This window comes from Archangium violaceum Cb vi76 (genome assembly GCF_000733295.1).
Classification (GTDB): Bacteria; Myxococcota; Myxococcia; order Myxococcales; family Myxococcaceae; genus Archangium; species Archangium violaceum.
The window spans coordinates 26,041-42,270 of sequence record NZ_JPMI01000391.1 but is presented as its reverse complement, the minus strand read 5'-3'; the positions used below and the strand labels follow the sequence as shown (position 1 = coordinate 42,270).

Genomic DNA, 16,230 nt, shown 5'->3' with positions numbered 1-16,230 from the left:
GCAACCTGGGAACCTCAATACCCTCACCCCGTCCCTCTCCCGGAGGGCGAGGGGTTGTTGGAACAGATAGGTGATTGGTTACGCCTTGCCCACGACCTTCTTCAGGAAGCCCCAGAAGCGGCCCGAGCGCTCCTTCAGGTCCTGGCCACGCCGCTCCTCCGCCGCCCGCGCCGCGTCCGAGGCCACACCCAGCCGCTGCCGCAGCTCCTCCGGCGTGTAGCGCGTCGCCAGGGTCGCCTTCATCTCCTTGCGCGTCGAGTACTCCTGTGCCGTCACGTGCAGCACGCACTCGGAATCCAGCCGCAGCGTCACCGCCACCCGCACCGAGCCCTTCGGACCCTTCGGCAGGCCCTCCAGCCGCACCGTCCCCAGGTACTCGTTCGCCGAGATGTGTGTGTCCTCTCCCTGGAAGATGGACAGCTCCATCACCTCTTCGTTGTCCCGCGTCGTGGAGATCGCGAACGAGCGCTGCGCCGGCAACGCCGTGTTGCGCTCGATGACCCGCGTGAACGCCCCCCCGGGCATCGCCACGCCAATCGTCATCGGCAGCACGTCGATGAGCACCACGCTGCTCACCTTGTCCACCGCGTTCGAGTACAACGCCGCGCCCAACGCCACCGCCTCGTCCGTGTTCACTCCCGCGTGCGGCGGCTTGCCGAACACTTCCTTCAGCTTCTCGCGCACCAACGGCATGCGCGCCTGTCCGCCCACCATGAGGATGTCGTCGATCTCCCCCGGCTTCATCTTCGCGTCCAGCAGCACGTCCCGCACCACGTCCAGCGTGCGCATCACCATCGGCACGCACGCCCTCTCCATCTCCGCCCGCGTCAACGTGACGTGCAGATCCCTCGGCTGCCCCGACTCGTCCATCATCAACATCGGGATGTGGACCTCGTAGGTGTTGGCCTCCGACAGCGCCACCTTCGCCCGCTCGGCCGCGTCCGTCACCCGCGACAGCGCGATCCGGTCTCCCTGGAAGCTCACCTTCTCCGCCTGCTGGAAACGCTCCAGCAACAGGTCCACCAGCACGTTGTCGAAGTCCATGCCGCCCAGGAAGATGTCTCCTCCCGTGGCCAGCACCTCGAACACGTTCCGGTCGATGCGCAGGATGGTCGCGTCGAAGGTACCGCCGCCCAGGTCATAGACGAGCACCTTCTTCGTCACCTCGCGGTTCAGCCCGTACGCCAGCGCCGCCGAGGTGGGCTCGTTGAGAATCCGCTCCACCTTCAGCCCCGCCATCCACCCCGCCCGGCGCACCGCCTCGCGCTGCGGCTCCGAGTAGTACGCCGGCACCGTCACCACCGCCCGCTCCACCTTCTGCCCCAGGTGCTGCTCCGCCAGCTCCTTGCACTCGCGCAGGATGATGCCCTGCACCTCTTCCAGCGACAGCACGTGCTCGCCCATCCGCACCGCCGCCCGGCCTCGCGCGTCGGGGATGATCTCGTAGTGGAAGCGCTCGCGGACCTGGTTCACCACCGCGCTGTCGAAGGGACGCCCCACCAGGCGCTTGGCGCCGTAGATGGTCTGCTCGGGGCGCAGCAGCACCTGGCTCTTCGCGCGGTGGCTCACCAGCAGCTTGCCCTGCGACGAGAGCGACACCACCGAGGGGATGGTGTTGTAGCCCTCGCGCGAGCGCAGCACCATGGGCTTGTTGTTCGTCACCACCGCCACGCACGAGTTGGAAGTGCCCAGGTCGATGCCGATCACCGGGCCCTTGCTCTCGAGGTTCGCCGGCGGCGTGAGGAAGACGGTGCGCACCTGCCCCGGTGAGCTCTTGGGCTCGGGAGGAAGCGGGGCCGCCGGTTTCGCCGCCACCGGCGCGAGCTGCGGTGCCGCCTGCTGCGTCTGCGGAGCCTTCTGCGGTGCGGGAGCGGGCGGGGCCGCCGGAGCCGCGGGGCGGGCAACGGATGGCGGCGCGGGCTTCCTCGCTGGAGGCCGGTGTGGCTGGCCCGCGACGGGCCTCGCGAACTCGAGCGGCTCGTCATCGTCGGACGACTCCAGCTCCAGCTCCACCGCGCTGCTGGCCTGGCCGGCGCGCGCGGGTGGGGGCGGCGTGGCCGGACCGGGCGTGGCCGCCGCCGAGAGGTCCGCCAGATCGAACTCCTGCATGCTGTTGCTCTGGCGTGCGGGAGGCTTCGCGGCGGGCGGCGGCTCGGCCCGCTGTCTCTCCGGCGGGAGCGTGGCGGCAATGAGCTCATCGAGCGGAATGTCGACGGCGGTGATGGGCGGCGGGGGAGGCGGGGCGAAAGGCTCGGGCGGGCGGGCCATGGGAGCGGGCCGCGAGCCGGGTGCGACAGGCGCCACGGAGGGCATCCCCCGCACCGGCGCCACTCCGGGAGCGGCTGGCGGCCTCGCGGCTGGCGGAGCGCTCACGGGTGCCGCCGGGGCAACCTCCCCCTTGCGCTGCAGCATCCTGTCCACGAGGGACTGGGAGGGCGCGTCCAGCTCCGTGAACTGGATGCCCATGCCGGGAGGCCCGGACAGGTCCTCGGGCGGCCGCACCCAGCGCACCACCGCCGAGCCCTTCATCACCCGAAGGCCATCGGCGATGCGCACCTCGAACTTCACCGGGGTGCCCACCGGCTGCGGCTCGCGCGAACGGATGAACATGCCCCCGGGGCTGATGTTGACGGCGAACTCCTCGACAAAGCTGCCGATGTCCGTGTGCTTGAGCTTTACCAGCAGACCCACGGCCTTGCGGTCCGCGGCGCGCCGTCCCTGATCCATAGCGTCTGACTGTCGCGGGTAAGACCGGCCCGCTCAAGTCTTTCTCTCCGCCTCCGCTCCCCTGCCTGCTGCCTTCCCGCTCCAGGTACGCCCATGGGCGACCCACGCCCACGCCTCCCACCCGCACGAGACGCACCGGGTAGGGCCTCCAGACGGGAGACCCGCCGGGTTCTTTCCGTTTTCTGGGGAAACAGGGGACGTGGACGGCTCACGGAGCGAGCAACCGCAGGAAGGCGTCCTGGTCCCACGCGCGCCCCGCGCTCGAGCCGCCGTGGCGCTGGTGGCCCACGAGGGTGAAGCCCTGCCCCGGGACGAAGTCCAGCGTGGTGCCCGCCACCGTGCAGCGGCCCTCGGGGCACTCGCCAGGAGACAGCGTGCGCTGGTCCCGCTGTGCGCCCTCCGGTTCGTACGCGCTCAGCGTGCCGCCACAGACGGCCACCACCTGCCCCGCGTCATCCAGTGCCACCGTGGGCGAGGCCGGCCGCGTGTCACAGACGAGCGGTTGGGCCCAGCGCTCGGCGCCGTCCGGGCCCGCGGCGAGGACGAAGGACTCGGAGTCCGAGAGCCGCGAGCCGCCCCAGGCGAGGGGACCGCGCAGCTCGCCCACCAGCACCACGCCCCCGTCGCGCTCCGGCCTCAGGCCGGTGACGTCGCCGTCCACGCCCCGCAGCTCCTTGCCCCACGCGAGCCGCCCATCCCGCTCGAAGGCGAGCAGCAACAGGGCCCGGCCCCCGGCGCTCCCGAAGGCCCGTCCATCCACCGTGAGCGCGCCCACGAGGCGGCCGGCGAGCAGCGTCCGGCCCGAGGGCGCGAGCGCCAGCGCGTGCAACCGCGACCCCGGCTCCACCCGCTCCAACTGCCGCGTCCAGAGGAAGGCCCCCTGCGCGTCATGGTGGGCGAGCACCGGCACGGGGCCCTCCGGCGTCCACTCCTCGGCCGTGACGAGCACCCCGCCCTCACCATCCGCCGCCATGCCGTACACCTTCTGCCCCGCGCGCCGCTGCCAGAGGGGCTGGCCCTCGCCGGAGAACTTCACGAGGAAGCCATCGGTGGCCGCGCCCAGGCCGAAGTCCAACGGGTACAGGAAGGCATTGCCGGAGAGGAACACCTCCCCCGAGGGCGAGGCCGCCACGCGCGGCGAGGCCACGCGCATCCGCGAGAAGTCCCGGGCCCAGCGCTCCGCCCCATCCGGGCCGTACTTCGCCAGCGTGAGGCCCCGGCGCTGACCGGGCACGGACTCGCGCTCCTCGTCCTCGCGCGGCGTGGAGAGCCACACCATGGCGATGTCCCCCCGCCCATCCACGGCGAGCCCCGTCCCGGTGTCGTCCTGCGGCCCGCCGAGCCGGTGGAACCAGGGCTGAACGCGAGGCGGCACACCCGCCTCCGGAGGGAGCGGCGTGGAAGGCGGCTCGGAGGGCGTCGAGGCAACCGGACTGGTGCCGGTCCCTTCCCCACCCGCCAGGGTCTCCTCCCCCCCCGCGCCTCCACAGCCCGTGGCCAGCGCCATCAGCGCGGTGGGGACGAACCACGTCCAAGCACGGTGGGTGTGTACTCCTGACTCTCGGTGCATGCGCTTCTCCCCCATCCCTCCCGGCCCGAGCGGCCCGGAGTGACGAACCGGGGGAAGGTAAGGGGGTCATTCCCTCCGGCATCCCCCCGGCCTCGGGTCCGCCGGAACCCCCCTGGGGGGGTAGGGAACCGGACTCAGGGTGTCCTGGAGCGGACGAACGTCCTGTGGCAGGAATACCCGCCCTCTGGAACGGTTGGCATCCCACGTTCGCGCCGGGGTCCCCCTGAGAACCCCTTGGACCGCGCGCCGCCCGAGATTAAGAGAACCCTCCTCATGGAAAACGCCGCCCCCATCGCCCCGACACCACCGGAAGCCACCAGCGAGGACCTTCAGGCCGTCGAGGAGCTCGCCCGGGCCAAAGCCCAGATTCTCGGGCAGATCGAAAAGCGCGTCGTGGGGCAGCGCGACGTGGTGGAGCACCTGCTCATCGCGCTCTTCGCCCGCGGCCACTGCCTCTTCGTGGGTGTGCCCGGCCTGGCCAAGACGCTGCTCATCTCCACCCTCGCGGACGTCCTCAACCTGTCCTTCAACCGCATCCAGTTCACCCCGGACCTGATGCCCTCGGACATCACCGGCACGGACATCCTGGAGGAGGACAAGGCCACCGGGCACCGCGCCTTCCGGTTCCTCAAGGGGCCGCTGTTCGCCAACATCATCCTCGCGGACGAGGTGAACCGCACCCCGCCCAAGACGCAGGCCGCCCTGCTGCAGGCCATGCAGGAGTACCGCGTCACCGCCGGCGGCCGCACCTACCCGCTGGAGCTGCCCTTCCTCGTCTTCGCCACGCAGAACCCCATCGAGCAGGAGGGCACCTACCCGCTGCCCGAGGCGCAGTTGGACCGCTTCATGTTCCTGGTGGACGTGGGCTACCCCACCGCCGAGGAGGAGGTGGAGATCGTCAAGTCCACCACGGGCGGCTCGCAGCCCAAGCTGGAGAAGATTCTTTCTCCCGAGCGGATTCTGGCGCTGCAGGAGCTGGTGCGCCGGGTGCCGGTGCCCGACCACGTGGTGCGCTACGCGGTGGAGCTGGTGCGGCACACGCGGCCCAAGGAGCCGGGAGTGCCGGAGTTCATCGCGAAGAACGTCTCGTGGGGCGCGGGGCCTCGCGCGAGCCAGTACCTGGTGCTGGCGGCCAAGGCGCGGGCCATCCTGAATGGACGCTTCGTGGCCTCGGTGGAGGACGTGAAGGCGGTGGCCCGTCCGGTGCTGCGCCACCGCGTGCTGCCCAACTTCACCGCCGAGAGCGAGGGCACCACCTCGGTGAAGCTGGTGGACCAGCTCGTCGCACTGGTGAAGGGATAGCGCCCGCGCATGCTGCTGGACGCCCAGACACTGGCCCGGCTGCAGGGCGTGAAGCTGCGCGCCCGCGCGGTGATGGAGGGGGTGCTGTCCGGCCTCCACAAGAGCCCCCACCAGGGCCAGAGCGTGGAGTTCGCCGAGCACAAGGAGTACGCGCCCGGCGATGAGCTGCGCCACCTGGACTGGAAGGCCTACGGCAAGTTCGACAAGTACTACGTCAAGCGCTTCGAGCACGAGACGAACCTGCGCGCGGTGATGGTGGTGGATGCGTCCGCCTCCATGGGCTACCGCAGCGGCGCGCTCTCCAAGCTGGAGGCCGCCACCACCCTGGCCGGTGCGCTGTGCTACCTGCTGGTGCGCCAGCAGGACGCCGCCGGCCTCGCGGTGATGACGAATGGCCGCTTCCAGGACGTGCCCCCGCGCGCCTCGGCCGGCCACCTCAACGTGCTGCTGGACGCGCTCGAGAACACCGCGCCCCACGGCGGCACGAATCTGCTCTCCGCCGCGGACCACCTCGCCGAGGTGCTCCCGCGCCGCTCCTCCGTCGTCGTGCTGTCGGACTTCCTCGACGAGAACCAGGACGCGCTCAAGCGGATACTCGCGCTGCGGCAGCGCAAGAACGACGTGTCGGTGTTCCACCTGGTGGACCCGGCCGAGCTGACCTTCCCCTTCGATGACCCCACCCTCTTCCTGGACATGGAGGGCGAGGGCCGCATCGAGGTGAACCCGCGCGAAATCAAGGAGAGCTACCTGGAGGAGTTCGGGGCCTTCCTGACGAACGTGAAGTCGGCCTGCGCGGAGGCGGACGTGGACTACGAGCTGGTGCGCACCGACGAGCGGTTGGACGAGGTGCTGCTGCGCTTCCTGGGCAAGAGAGGGAGGCGCCGGTGACCTTCGCACACCCGTGGATGCTGCTGGGCGCGCTGGCGGCCTTCATTCCGCTGCTCATCCATCTCTTCGACCGGCGGCGGCCGAGGCCCCACCCCTTCGGGCCCCTGGCCTTCGTGCTGCGCAGCCAGAAGCGCACCGCGAGCCGGCTCAAGCTCAAGCGGCTGCTCCTGTACGCGCTGCGCACGTTGATTCTGATCGCGCTGCCGGTGGCGCTGGCGCGGCCGGAGCTGAAGCAGGACGCCGAGGCGGCCGCGGTGGTGAAGGGCCCGGCGGCCACGGCCATCGTGCTGGATGCCTCGCTGTCCATGCGCTGGTCGGATGGGACGTCGCTCTTCGAGCGCGGCCGGGACGAGGCGCGTGACGCGCTGGCGGACCTGCGGCCCGAGGAGCCCGCGACAGTGCTGGTGTGTACGGGCTCACCCCTGCCGCCCGCGGCGCCGGGCTTCGACCGCTCGAAGCTGCGCCAGATGATTGACGAGGCGCAGCCGACGTACGAGGCGGCGGATTTGTCGCGATGCCTGGACCTGGCGGCGCGCTCGCTGGAGGAGAGTCCCGTGGCGGGCAAGCGTCTGGTGGTGGTGTCGGACCTGACGGCCGGCTCCATGCGGCTGGAGGCGCCGGTGCCCACGGTGAAGGGTCCCACGGGCGAGGCGGTGCGGCCCGAGGTGGTGCTGCGCGACGCGGCCAACGGGAAGGACGCCCTGCCCAACCACGCGCTGGTGGACCTGAAGGTAGAGCCCGCGCTGCAGGCCGGCCCGCGTGCCTTCCTCTTCACCTTCACGGTGAAGAACTTCTCGGACCAGCCGTTGAAGGATCTGGAGGCAGCGGTGCGGGTGGGCGAGAGCACGGTGGGCAAGGGCTTCGTGGACGTGCCGGCGAATGGCACGGCGCAGAAGTCGCTGACGGTGCGCTTCCAGCAGGGAGGCACCGTGGTGGGCCAGGGGACGCTGACGCCGGATGGGCTGGCCGAGGACGACCGGCGGGCCTTCGTGCTGGCGGTGCCGAGGCCGTTGAAGGCGCTGGTGGTGAACGGCGCTCCCCATGCGACGCGCTACCGGGACGAGGCCTTCTTCATGGAGGCGGCGTTGTCGGCGCCGGGCTCGCCGGTGCAGGTGGCGGTGCGGGACGCGGCGGCCGGGTGGCGCGAGGAGCTCGCGGGCTACGACCTGGTGTACCTGCTGAACGTGACGGCGCCGGAGGAGTCGGACGCGGAGAAACTGCGCGCCTTCGTGGAGAACGGTGGAGGCCTCTTCGTCAGCGTGGGAGACCACGTGGACCCGGAGGCGTACAACACGAGGCTGGGCGCGTTGCTGCCGCGCAACCTGCGGTTGGTGCGCACCAGCGTGGAGCGAGACGACCCGGACGCGGAGGGCAAGGCGGCGAAGCTGGCGCAGGTGAAGGTGGAGCATCCGCTCTTCGCGCCGTTCACGGGCCGCGCCGAGGAGGGCCTCGTGGGAGCCCGCTTCTACCGGTACATGCTGCTGGAGGCGGACGGGAGCGGAGCGGCGCAGGGCGCGAGCCAGGTGCTGGCCACGTACGAGGACGGTGCTCCGGCGGTGGCGGTGGCGCGGAGGGGCAAGGGCCGGGTAGCGCTGTTCACGAGCACGGTGGACCGGGACTGGAGCGACTTCCCCATCCGCACCAGCTTCCTGCCGTTGATGCAGCGTTTCGCGGCGTACCTGGCGGGCTCGCTGGAGGAGCGCGAGGAGCAGAAGGTGCGCGTGGGCGAGACGCTCTCACTGCGGCCCGAGGGCACGCAGACGGTGTCCGCGGTGAAGGCACCGGACGGCAAGGAGGTGCCACACAAGGCGCAGCCGGACGGCACGGTGCTGGTGGGTCCGGTGGAGCAGCCGGGGACGTTCTCGGTGTTGGGGGCGGACGGCAACGCGGTGCCCGCGCTGGCCTTCGCGGCGACGGTCGACCCGGCCGAGAGTGACTTGAGCCGGCTGCCGCAGGACACGCTGTCCGCGCACTTCGGCGAGGAGACGGTGAAGGCATCGAGCTCGGACTCGGAGCGCCCGCCCGTGCCGCTGTGGACGTGGCTCATCGTGGCCGCCGCGCTCGCCTTCTTCTTCGAGGGCACATTGCTGCGCAAGTAGCTCCCTCTCCCTCTGGGAGAGGGTTGGGGTGAGGGTCTACCGCACACCGAATCACGGAACCCGTTACAGTTCCGGGCTCCCGTGACCAGACCGCGCCTGCTCCCCTTATCCGTTGCTGTCGTCCTGTTGCTGTCCGCGTGCACCGCTACGTCCCCGGCGGTGCATCCGAGGGAGGACAAGGAGCAAGCCGGCCCCATCGCATGCGAAGCCCCGAGCGCTGACCAGTGCGTCGTGCTCGCCTGCGACGAGGGTGAATGCGGCGTCTTCAACTGCGAAGACGTGGACCCGGAAGCCGTGGCGTATGCGCCGCTGGCACATGGTGCGGAGTTGGCGCGCTATCGCCCTCCCATGCGCAGTCCCAGTACGCATCGCAATTGGAGACGCGCGGGGCTGAGGGAGGATGCACGGCCCCGGATGACGTTCCACTTCCGTTACAGGCAGGGATTCCTCCCAGCCTTTCCGCGGCTCGAAGGAAAGCTGATCAAGCACCACCTGTTCCCCCAGGCGCAGGAGTTCAGGAAGTGGTTCACGGACAGTGGCATCGACGTCCATGCTTGGACGATGGCCATCCCGGAGCAGGTACACCTTCGCGTCCATCGTGGCGCGAACGGCGGCCTGTGGAACACGGCATGGCGACAGTTCATGAACGCGAACTTCGGCCTCAGAGTGCCTCGGGAGGAGATGATGCGCAAAGCATTCGATCTGGCCTATCGCTTCGACATCGTTGGTCCCATCGTGCCTTATGGTCACCAGGTTGTATCGCCGGGCCCCCAGCTCTTCGCTGACTGAAGGCTGAGCGGGTTGGAGGAAGAAACGCTTGAAGTTCTATGCAGTCACAGGCGACGAAGCTCCTCGCTACACGGGAAACCTCAACGCCGGACACAAGTGGGGCCTGCCCGGCGTGGACTGGTCCCACCCGTGTCCGACCTGCCGCCTGGGGGGCGCGCTGGGAGGGCTGCACTATCCCTGCGTGGACATCTCCGTACTCTCGGAGCGCGAGAAGTTTCATGAACCCGAGCCGGTCCCCTACGAGGAGTTCGTCCGGCTGCGTGAGCTGGTGCGTCCACTCGCTCCCACGTGGGCCATGCTGGAGCCGGGGGCGGCTTTTGGCCCGGTAGAAGGCTCAGGGCTGGGGTATTTCGGCCAGCTCTTCATGCAAAACCCCTGGACACTCTACGTGCGCCGCGAGGCACTGGAGCATTTGCATGCGGCTGGCATCCGCAGACTCCAGGGCTGCCCCGTCAAGGTCCGATTCCGGCAGAAGAACCATCCGGACCTACTGGAACTGCAACTGGAATTGCACGGCCAGTTCCATCCCGAATGCATTCCGCCAACGCACAAGCCCCCCTGCCCCACCTGCGGCAGCCACCAGAACCCCCTCCCGAAGAAGTTCTGGCTCGACGCCTCCTCTCTCCCCCAGGGCGTCGACGTCTTCCGCTTCCGCGATGCGCCGGGCTTCATCTTCGCCAGCGAGCGCCTGGTCGAGGCGGTGAAGCGCCTGGAACTGGACGGCGTGGTGTTCCGGGAAGCCGAGATCCGCTGAGCAGGCCGCTCGAATCAATCCACCTGTCATCTCAGTGCTGGGCCCCCAAGGAACTCTCCAAGGGATTGAGAGGAGGCATCGCCTCGCCGGTGCTCTCGTCGATCACCTGGGCCACGGCATCCTCGAACTCGTTCAACGGGCAGCTCTTGGAGAGCGTCATGCGGACACCCGGAATCCGAGGGGCCCGCCGGGAGCTGTGAAGGATGATGGGCACCCCCTCGAGCCCCGGCTCGTGGAGCAGGTGATGGCACAGCTCGACGCCATCCATGCGAGGCATCATCCAGTCCGTCACCACCAGGTCCGGACGCTGCTGGCGGGCCTTCTCCAGGGCCTCCAGGCCATCGTGCGCATGGATGACCTGGTACCCCATCACCTCCAACACGTCGGTATAGAGCTCTTGGAGATCTGGTTCGTCATCGACCAGGAGAATCGTGCTCACGGTGGCATCCTCTCTTTCCGGAGCGACTGACCTGGAATGCAATCTCGCGCCCCTCACTAGAGAGGAGTCGCCCTCATTTCAGGTGTGATGCGTCCAAGGCCGAGGTGCAATCATGAGCGGCCATGACCCTCGCCAGCCGCTTCCTCGCGCGTCTCCTCACATTCCCTCCCGCGGACACCCATGACGTCCTCGTCGAGCGGGATGTCGAAGTGCCCATGCCCGATGGCGTCAAGCTGCTCGCCGACCGCTACTACCCCCGCCAGGGTGGCAAGCTTCCGACGATCCTCGTGCGCTCGCCCTACGGCCGGCGGGGCTTCTTCGGCCTCCAGTACGGCCGGCTGTTCGCCGAGCGCGGCTTCCAGGCGCTCGTCCAGAGCGTGCGCGGCACCTTCGGCTCGGGCGGACAGCTCGACCCGTTCCGCAACGAGCGGGACGATGGGCTCGCCACCGTCGAGTGGATGAAGCAACAGCCGTGGTTCTCGGGCGAGTTCGCCATGCACGGCCCCAGCTACCTGGGCCTCGTGCAGTGGGCGGTGGCCCGTGAGGCAGGTCCCGGCTTGAAGGCCCTGGTGGCCCATGAGACCGCGTCCGAGTTCCAGAGCCAGACCTACGCCGGTGGCGCCTACTCTCTCGACACCACGCTGTCGTGGGTCCATCTCGTCCGCACCCAGGAGAAGAAGGGACTGGGCGGCCTCATGGCCCGGCTCGGCGCGGCCCGCCAGCTCAAGCCCCTCTTCCAGCACCTGCCGTTGAACGAGGTGGACACACTGGCCACGGGCGAGCGGGTGCCCTTCTTCCAGGACTGGCTCGAGCACAGCGCACCGGATGACCCGTGGTGGAACCGCGCCAACTTCAACGGCGCGCTCTCCGAGGTCACCGCCCCGGTCCATCTGATTGGCGGCTGGTACGACATCTTCCTGCCCTGGCAGGTGAAGGACTACGCCGCGCTCCACCGGGCCGGGCGCGCGCCCTACCTGACCATCGGGCCCTGGACCCACGTCTCCGTCGAGGGCATGGCGGTCGCCGCGCGCGAGTCGATGATCTGGCTCAAGGCCCACCTCCAGGGAGACCGGAGCCACCTGCGCGAAGCCCCCGTCCGCGTCTTCGTCATGGGGGCCAACACCTGGCGCGACTTCTCCGAGTGGCCTCCGCCAGGCATCCAGACGCGGCGCTGGCACCTGCAAACGGACCGGGGCCTCTCACCCGCCACACCCGCGGCCTCGGGGCCCTCTCGCTACCGGTATGACCCCGCCAACCCCACGCCGTCCCTCGGAGGCGCGCTCCTGACGAAGGAGGCGGGGCCACGTGACAACCGCGAGCTGGAGTCGAGACCGGACGTCCTCACGTACACCAGCGCGCCCCTGGAGCAGGACCTGGAGATCATCGGCCCCGTGCAGGCCGAGCTCTTCGTCCGCTCCAGCCTCCCGCATACCGACTTCTTCGCCCGGCTGTGCGACGTGGAGCCCTCGGGCAAATCCGTGAACATCTGCGACGGGCTGCTGCGCCTCACCCCCGGCAAACCCGCCGCCGAGCCCGACGGCACCCTGCGCATCACCATCGACCTGTGGCCCACCGCCCACCGCTTCCTCGCGGGTCACCGCATCCGGCTCCAGGTCTCCAGCGGGGCGCATCCCCGGTTCGCCCGCAACCCCGGCACCGGCGAGCCGCTCGGCACCGCGAAGACGCTCGCCGCCGCCGACCAGGCCGTCTTCCACGACCCTTCACATCCCTCCGCCCTCCTGCTTCCCGTCATGGGCGGGTGAGGGTGTCCCCCAGGGTTGAGTTCCGGCCTCAACACCTTCCCGCCACGGTGGTTGCCGGAGCTCCAGGCAGGAGAAAAAGCTCCTGCCCCCGTGGGGCGACGAGCCTCCAGGCAGGCCCTCCCTTCCGGGGGCCTTCAGCGATGTGTTTCCTCCTCGCCGGACGACTGGCGTGAGAAGGTACGGCCCTATGAGCAACGCTCTCTACCGGGATTGTGCCCGGCTCTTCATGGTGGGCTTCCCCGGCCCCCGCATCGACGATGACTTCGCCGCGCTGATGAAGGACGGCATCTTCGGCGGCATCCTCTTCAAGCGGAACGTGGGCACCGCGCGGGAGACGGCCGCCCTGTGCCGCGACATCAAGACGCGCGCGGGCCGGCCCTTCATCCTCTCGGTGGACCAGGAGGGCGGACGCGTGGCGCGGCTGCGCGGCGAGCCCTACACCGCCCTGCCCCCCATGCGCGAGCTCGGCCAGCGCGGCGACGTGGCCCTCGTGGAGCGCGTGGGCCGGCTGCTCGCGCACGAGCTGCGCGCCATCGGCTTCGACTGGGACTTCGCGCCCGTGCTCGACGTGGACACCAACCCCACCAACCCCGTCATCGGCGACCGCAGCTTCAGCCGCGACCCGGACGAGGTGGCCCGCCTGGGCGTGGCGTTGGGACGTGGCCTGGAGGCTGGCGGCGTGGCCTCGTGTGGCAAGCACTTCCCCGGACATGGCGACACCACCACGGACAGCCACCTGACGCTGCCCCGGCTGCCCCATGACATGGAGCGTCTGCGCCGCGTGGAGCTGGTGCCCTTCCGCGCCTTCGCCCAGGCCGGGCTCGCCTCGCTCATGACGGCACACGTGCTCTTCGACGCGCTCGACCCGAAGGTGCCCGCCACCATGAGCCACCGCGTGCTCGACGGCGTGCTGCGCAAGGAGATGGGCTTCGACGGCGTGCTGGTGAGCGATGACCTGGAGATGAAGGCCATCGCGGCCCACTACTCGGTGGAAGAGGCCACGGTGCAGGGCACCCTCGCCGGCGTGGACCTCTTCCTCGTCTGCCATCAGGTGGACGTGCAGCGGCGCTGCATCGAAGCACTCGTGCGCGCGGTGGAGTCCGGCCGCGTGCCCCGCGCGCGCATCGAGGAGGCCCACCGCCGCCTCGCCCGCCTCGAGGCGCGCTTCGCCCACGGTCCCGAGGACCGGCTGGCCACCCTCGGCGACGCCGAGCACCGGTCGCTCGCCGAGGGGCTCGCCAGCGGCTTCAATGGGAAGGACCCCACCGAGGTCATGCTGGCGTCCCGGTAGTTCCTTCCCGGGCCTCGCGCCTACTTCTTGGGGACGTCTCCGGGCGCGTCATCCACGTCCATGCCGGCGCCACCCGTGCCCGCGCCTGTCGGGCCCGGCGTTCCCGCGTCTCGGGCCATGGTTCCGCCGCCCTTGGCGCCATGGGTTCCCTTGTGCGTCTCCGTGCCGCTGGTCCCGGAGCCGCCCAGGCCTTCCTGGCCCTCCATGCCCATACTGCCCGCGCCGCCAGTACCCATCTGCTCCTGGGTGGCGGTGTCCGCCCCCTGGTTCGTGTCCGCGCACGCCGGGAACAGCAGCGACGCCGAGGCCACGGTCCCCACCACCAACCACTTGCGAATGCTTCCGCGCATGTTCGTTCCTCACTCACGGGCGGACGTCTCCGCCGGCCCGGGGTCCATGAATGAATGGGTGTGAAGCCAATGCTCGCGCCGGGGCGCTCCCGAGGTGCCCATCCCATCCGGCACCGCGAGGATGCTCCTGACGCGAGATGGTCTACTTGCCGCCCGAGTCGCGTCTGGCGGGGGGCGTGTTGGGATTCGTCGGCCGGTCATTGCCCACGTTGCCCTGCGAGGCGGGAAGCTCCCGCGACGGAGCGATGACGCTGCCCTCCGTTCCCAGCTCCTCGTACAGCGGGCCGCCCTCGGGGCCCTGGGCGGGCGGAGTGGAGCCGCTGCCACCCATGGCACCTCCCTGCGCCTCGAGCAGGGCCCGCTCTCCGGGGTCTATCAGCAGGGAACGGCCCTGGGTGCCCTGCGCCTCGGGCGTCCGGGGATCGATGCTGGTGGGGATGTCCTGGATGGTGCCGTTGTAGCCACTCTGTTCCGGGCTCCGCGCGAAGCCGGGAGCGACCTCGTAGGTCCCCTGCTGCGGAAGAGAGCCACACGCCGAAACCAGCCACGAAGCCGAGGCCAGCACCCCCCACACCATCCACCGTCTGAAACCGCTGTCGTGCATGTCCGTCTCCCGGGAACACGTCTGGCGCTCGCGCCGCTCGCGGGGTGCGAGGGCGGAGCAGCCGCGCCTTCAGGGATGGGCACCCGGAGGCTTCCGGGCTACCAAGCGGGTCTCTGTCGAGCGCCCGCCCGCCCGGCTGGTCTCCAGCGTGGGCACCGGGCCCGCGCTACTGGTCATCCGGGGCCGGAGGCTGTCCGATCTGCCCCTTGGGGGCCTGCTGGCCTTCGCTCGCGGGCTCGTTGGGGAGCGACGGAGCGGACCCTCGCCGCTCCTGTGGCGCGTAGGAGCTGGCCGCGGTGGAGACGGACGTGGCACGGCCGGAGCCCAGCTCGACGCTCTGAATGCCCTGAACCCAGACGCCTCGGACGGCTCGCAGCGGCTTGCCCGTCCCGAGCTCCATGGCCACCTGCGCATCGAGCCGGGGCGGCGGGTATGGGACGCGCATGTCCTGCTGCAGCCAGAGGTTCTCCTGGTTCTGCTCGGACCCCTGGATGGTCGGCTGCTCGTTGTCCCCGGACCGGGCTTGCGCTTCACCGGCTCCGCCCGTGCCCCGCTCCTGCTCGGTGGTCTCGAACAGCGTGGCGCTCGTGCCGATGTTGGAATGCGCCTGGGCCGCCGCGTCCTGGTCCTGCGCCTGCGCGGGGTAATAGTCCTCCTGGGCCGTCAAGGACCACACGCGTCCGTAGTCGTAGGGGTTGTTCCCGCACCCGGCGAGCAGCGCCGCCCCGGCCAACCCGCCGAGCAGCGCCAGCTTCATCCCCGTCTTCCGCATGACCGCCTCCCTGTCGTCGTGCCTTGCCTAGGACAGGGGTGGGCATGCACGGGGAAGTCGGGTAGCCGCGAGCAGGCCGCCAAGGGCTGCTTGCTCGCGTGCACACGGACGGAGGCACCGGCTCGAACTCGGGGAGCGTGGCACCCTCACCCCGTCCCTCTCCCGGAGGGCGAGGGGAAATGTGCTCGCTCCGTCGCCAGGGGACTACCGGCGCGCGGCCGTCTTCTTGGACGCGGCCTTCTTCACCGCGGGCTTCTTCACCGCGGCCTTCTTCGTCACGGCCTTGCCCGCCGGAGCCGCCTTCTTCGCCACGACCTTCTTCGCGGCGCTCTTCGCTGCCGCCTTCTTCGCCGGAGCCTTCCCGCCCGCCTCGGTCTCCCCGGAGGCGCCGCCCTTCAACGACTGGAGGATCTCCTTCACGTGGCCATCCACCTTCACCTTGGGCCACACCCGGGCCACCTTGCCCTCGGTGTCGATGAGGAAGGTGGCGCGCGTCACGCCCAGGAACTTCCGGCCGTACAGCGACTTCTCGCCCCACACGCCGTAGGCGTCGCACACCTGGCGCTCGGTGTCCGCGAGCAACGGGAAGGTCAGCGAGAACTTCGTGGCGAACTTCTGGTGGCTCTTCGTGTCGTCCGGTGACACGCCCAGCACCACCGCCCCGGCCGCCTCCAGCGCCGAGTGCTCGTCACGGAAGTCACACGCCTCCCGCGTGCAACCCGGGGTGTCATCCTTCGGGTAGAAGTAGAGGACGACGTTCTTGCCCCTCAGCCGCGAGAGCTTCACGTCGTTGCCGTTCTGGTCCTTCAACTGGAAATCGGGAGCCGGGTGGCCTGTCTGGGGAATGGGCATGGGTGCCCGCTTGGATAACCCATCCATCCA

General features: G+C 70.0%; 14 protein-coding genes. 7 read left to right on the top strand and 7 right to left on the bottom strand.

Features of this window, described 5'->3' with window-relative positions; all coding sequences use genetic code 11:
* Positions 1–78 precede the first annotated feature (78 nt).
* Entirely contained in the window at positions 79–2,727 is a 2,649-nt protein-coding gene (locus tag Q664_RS48125; protein ID WP_043413181.1) for a TIGR02266 family protein, read from the bottom strand.
* Positions 2,728–2,935: 208 nt separating this feature from the next.
* Positions 2,936–4,297: a hypothetical protein gene (locus Q664_RS48120; RefSeq protein WP_063934901.1), complete on the bottom strand. Its 1,362-nt coding sequence runs from the start codon at positions 4,295–4,297 to the stop codon at positions 2,936–2,938.
* Between the two features lie 273 nt (positions 4,298–4,570).
* Here Q664_RS48120 and Q664_RS48115 point away from each other — a divergent pair, with 273 nt between their 5' ends.
* The 5 genes from Q664_RS48115 to sitI6 all read left to right on the top strand — a co-directional run bounded on the left by Q664_RS48115 (position 4,571) and on the right by sitI6 (position 10,129).
* The gene (locus tag Q664_RS48115) at positions 4,571–5,599 is read left to right on the top strand and encodes an AAA family ATPase (RefSeq protein ID WP_043413179.1); all 1,029 of its coding nucleotides are present in this window, start codon (positions 4,571–4,573) and stop codon (positions 5,597–5,599) included.
* Positions 5,600–5,608: 9 nt separating this feature from the next.
* Positions 5,609–6,487, top strand: coding sequence for a DUF58 domain-containing protein (locus Q664_RS48110; protein ID WP_043413176.1), 879 nt, complete (start codon positions 5,609–5,611; stop codon positions 6,485–6,487).
* Positions 6,484–8,586 carry a BatA domain-containing protein gene (locus Q664_RS48105; RefSeq protein WP_043413174.1) on the top strand — a complete coding sequence of 701 codons (2,103 nt, stop codon included), beginning with the start codon at positions 6,484–6,486 and terminating at the stop codon, positions 8,584–8,586. Before Q664_RS48110 ends, Q664_RS48105 begins: the two co-directional genes overlap by 4 nt.
* Before the next feature lie 81 nt (positions 8,587–8,667).
* Positions 8,668–9,375 (top strand): SitA6 family polymorphic toxin lipoprotein, encoded by a 708-nt coding sequence (gene sitA6 / locus Q664_RS54305; RefSeq protein WP_063934898.1) that lies wholly within the window; start codon positions 8,668–8,670, stop codon positions 9,373–9,375.
* A 28-nt stretch (positions 9,376–9,403) separates the two neighbouring features.
* Entirely contained in the window at positions 9,404–10,129 is a 726-nt protein-coding gene (sitI6, locus tag Q664_RS48095) for a SitI6 family double-CXXCG motif immunity protein (protein ID WP_043413171.1), read from the top strand.
* Positions 10,130–10,160: 31 nt separating this feature from the next.
* Here sitI6 and Q664_RS48090 read toward each other — a convergent pair whose 3' ends face one another.
* Positions 10,161–10,568 (bottom strand): response regulator, encoded by a 408-nt coding sequence (locus Q664_RS48090; protein ID WP_052519625.1) that lies wholly within the window; start codon positions 10,566–10,568, stop codon positions 10,161–10,163.
* Positions 10,569–10,690: 122 nt separating this feature from the next.
* Between Q664_RS48090 and Q664_RS48085 the strand changes: the two genes are divergently transcribed.
* Together Q664_RS48085 and nagZ are read left to right on the top strand one after the other, a co-directional pair.
* The gene (locus tag Q664_RS48085) at positions 10,691–12,331 is read left to right on the top strand and encodes a CocE/NonD family hydrolase (RefSeq protein ID WP_043413169.1); all 1,641 of its coding nucleotides are present in this window, start codon (positions 10,691–10,693) and stop codon (positions 12,329–12,331) included.
* A 187-nt stretch (positions 12,332–12,518) separates the two neighbouring features.
* Entirely contained in the window at positions 12,519–13,622 is a 1,104-nt protein-coding gene (nagZ, locus tag Q664_RS48080) for a beta-N-acetylhexosaminidase (protein ID WP_043413167.1), read from the top strand.
* A 20-nt stretch (positions 13,623–13,642) separates the two neighbouring features.
* Here the strand turns inward: nagZ and Q664_RS48075 are convergent, their stop codons facing one another.
* From Q664_RS48075 to bcp, 4 genes are all read right to left on the bottom strand, one after another.
* On the bottom strand, positions 13,643–13,972 hold the full coding sequence (locus tag Q664_RS48075) for a hypothetical protein (protein ID WP_043413165.1): 330 nt from the start codon (positions 13,970–13,972) through the stop codon (positions 13,643–13,645).
* Positions 13,973–14,114: 142 nt separating this feature from the next.
* Complete coding sequence (locus Q664_RS53785; RefSeq protein ID WP_152622785.1) at positions 14,115–14,576, bottom strand: hypothetical protein; 462 nt, start codon at positions 14,574–14,576, stop codon at positions 14,115–14,117.
* Positions 14,577–14,742: 166 nt separating this feature from the next.
* The gene (locus Q664_RS48065) at positions 14,743–15,348 is read right to left on the bottom strand and encodes a hypothetical protein (protein WP_043413163.1); all 606 of its coding nucleotides are present in this window, start codon (positions 15,346–15,348) and stop codon (positions 14,743–14,745) included.
* Between the two features lie 204 nt (positions 15,349–15,552).
* Positions 15,553–16,200, bottom strand: coding sequence for a thioredoxin-dependent thiol peroxidase (gene bcp, locus Q664_RS48060; protein ID WP_063934897.1), 648 nt, complete (start codon positions 16,198–16,200; stop codon positions 15,553–15,555).
* Between the last annotated feature and the right edge of the window lie 30 nt (positions 16,201–16,230).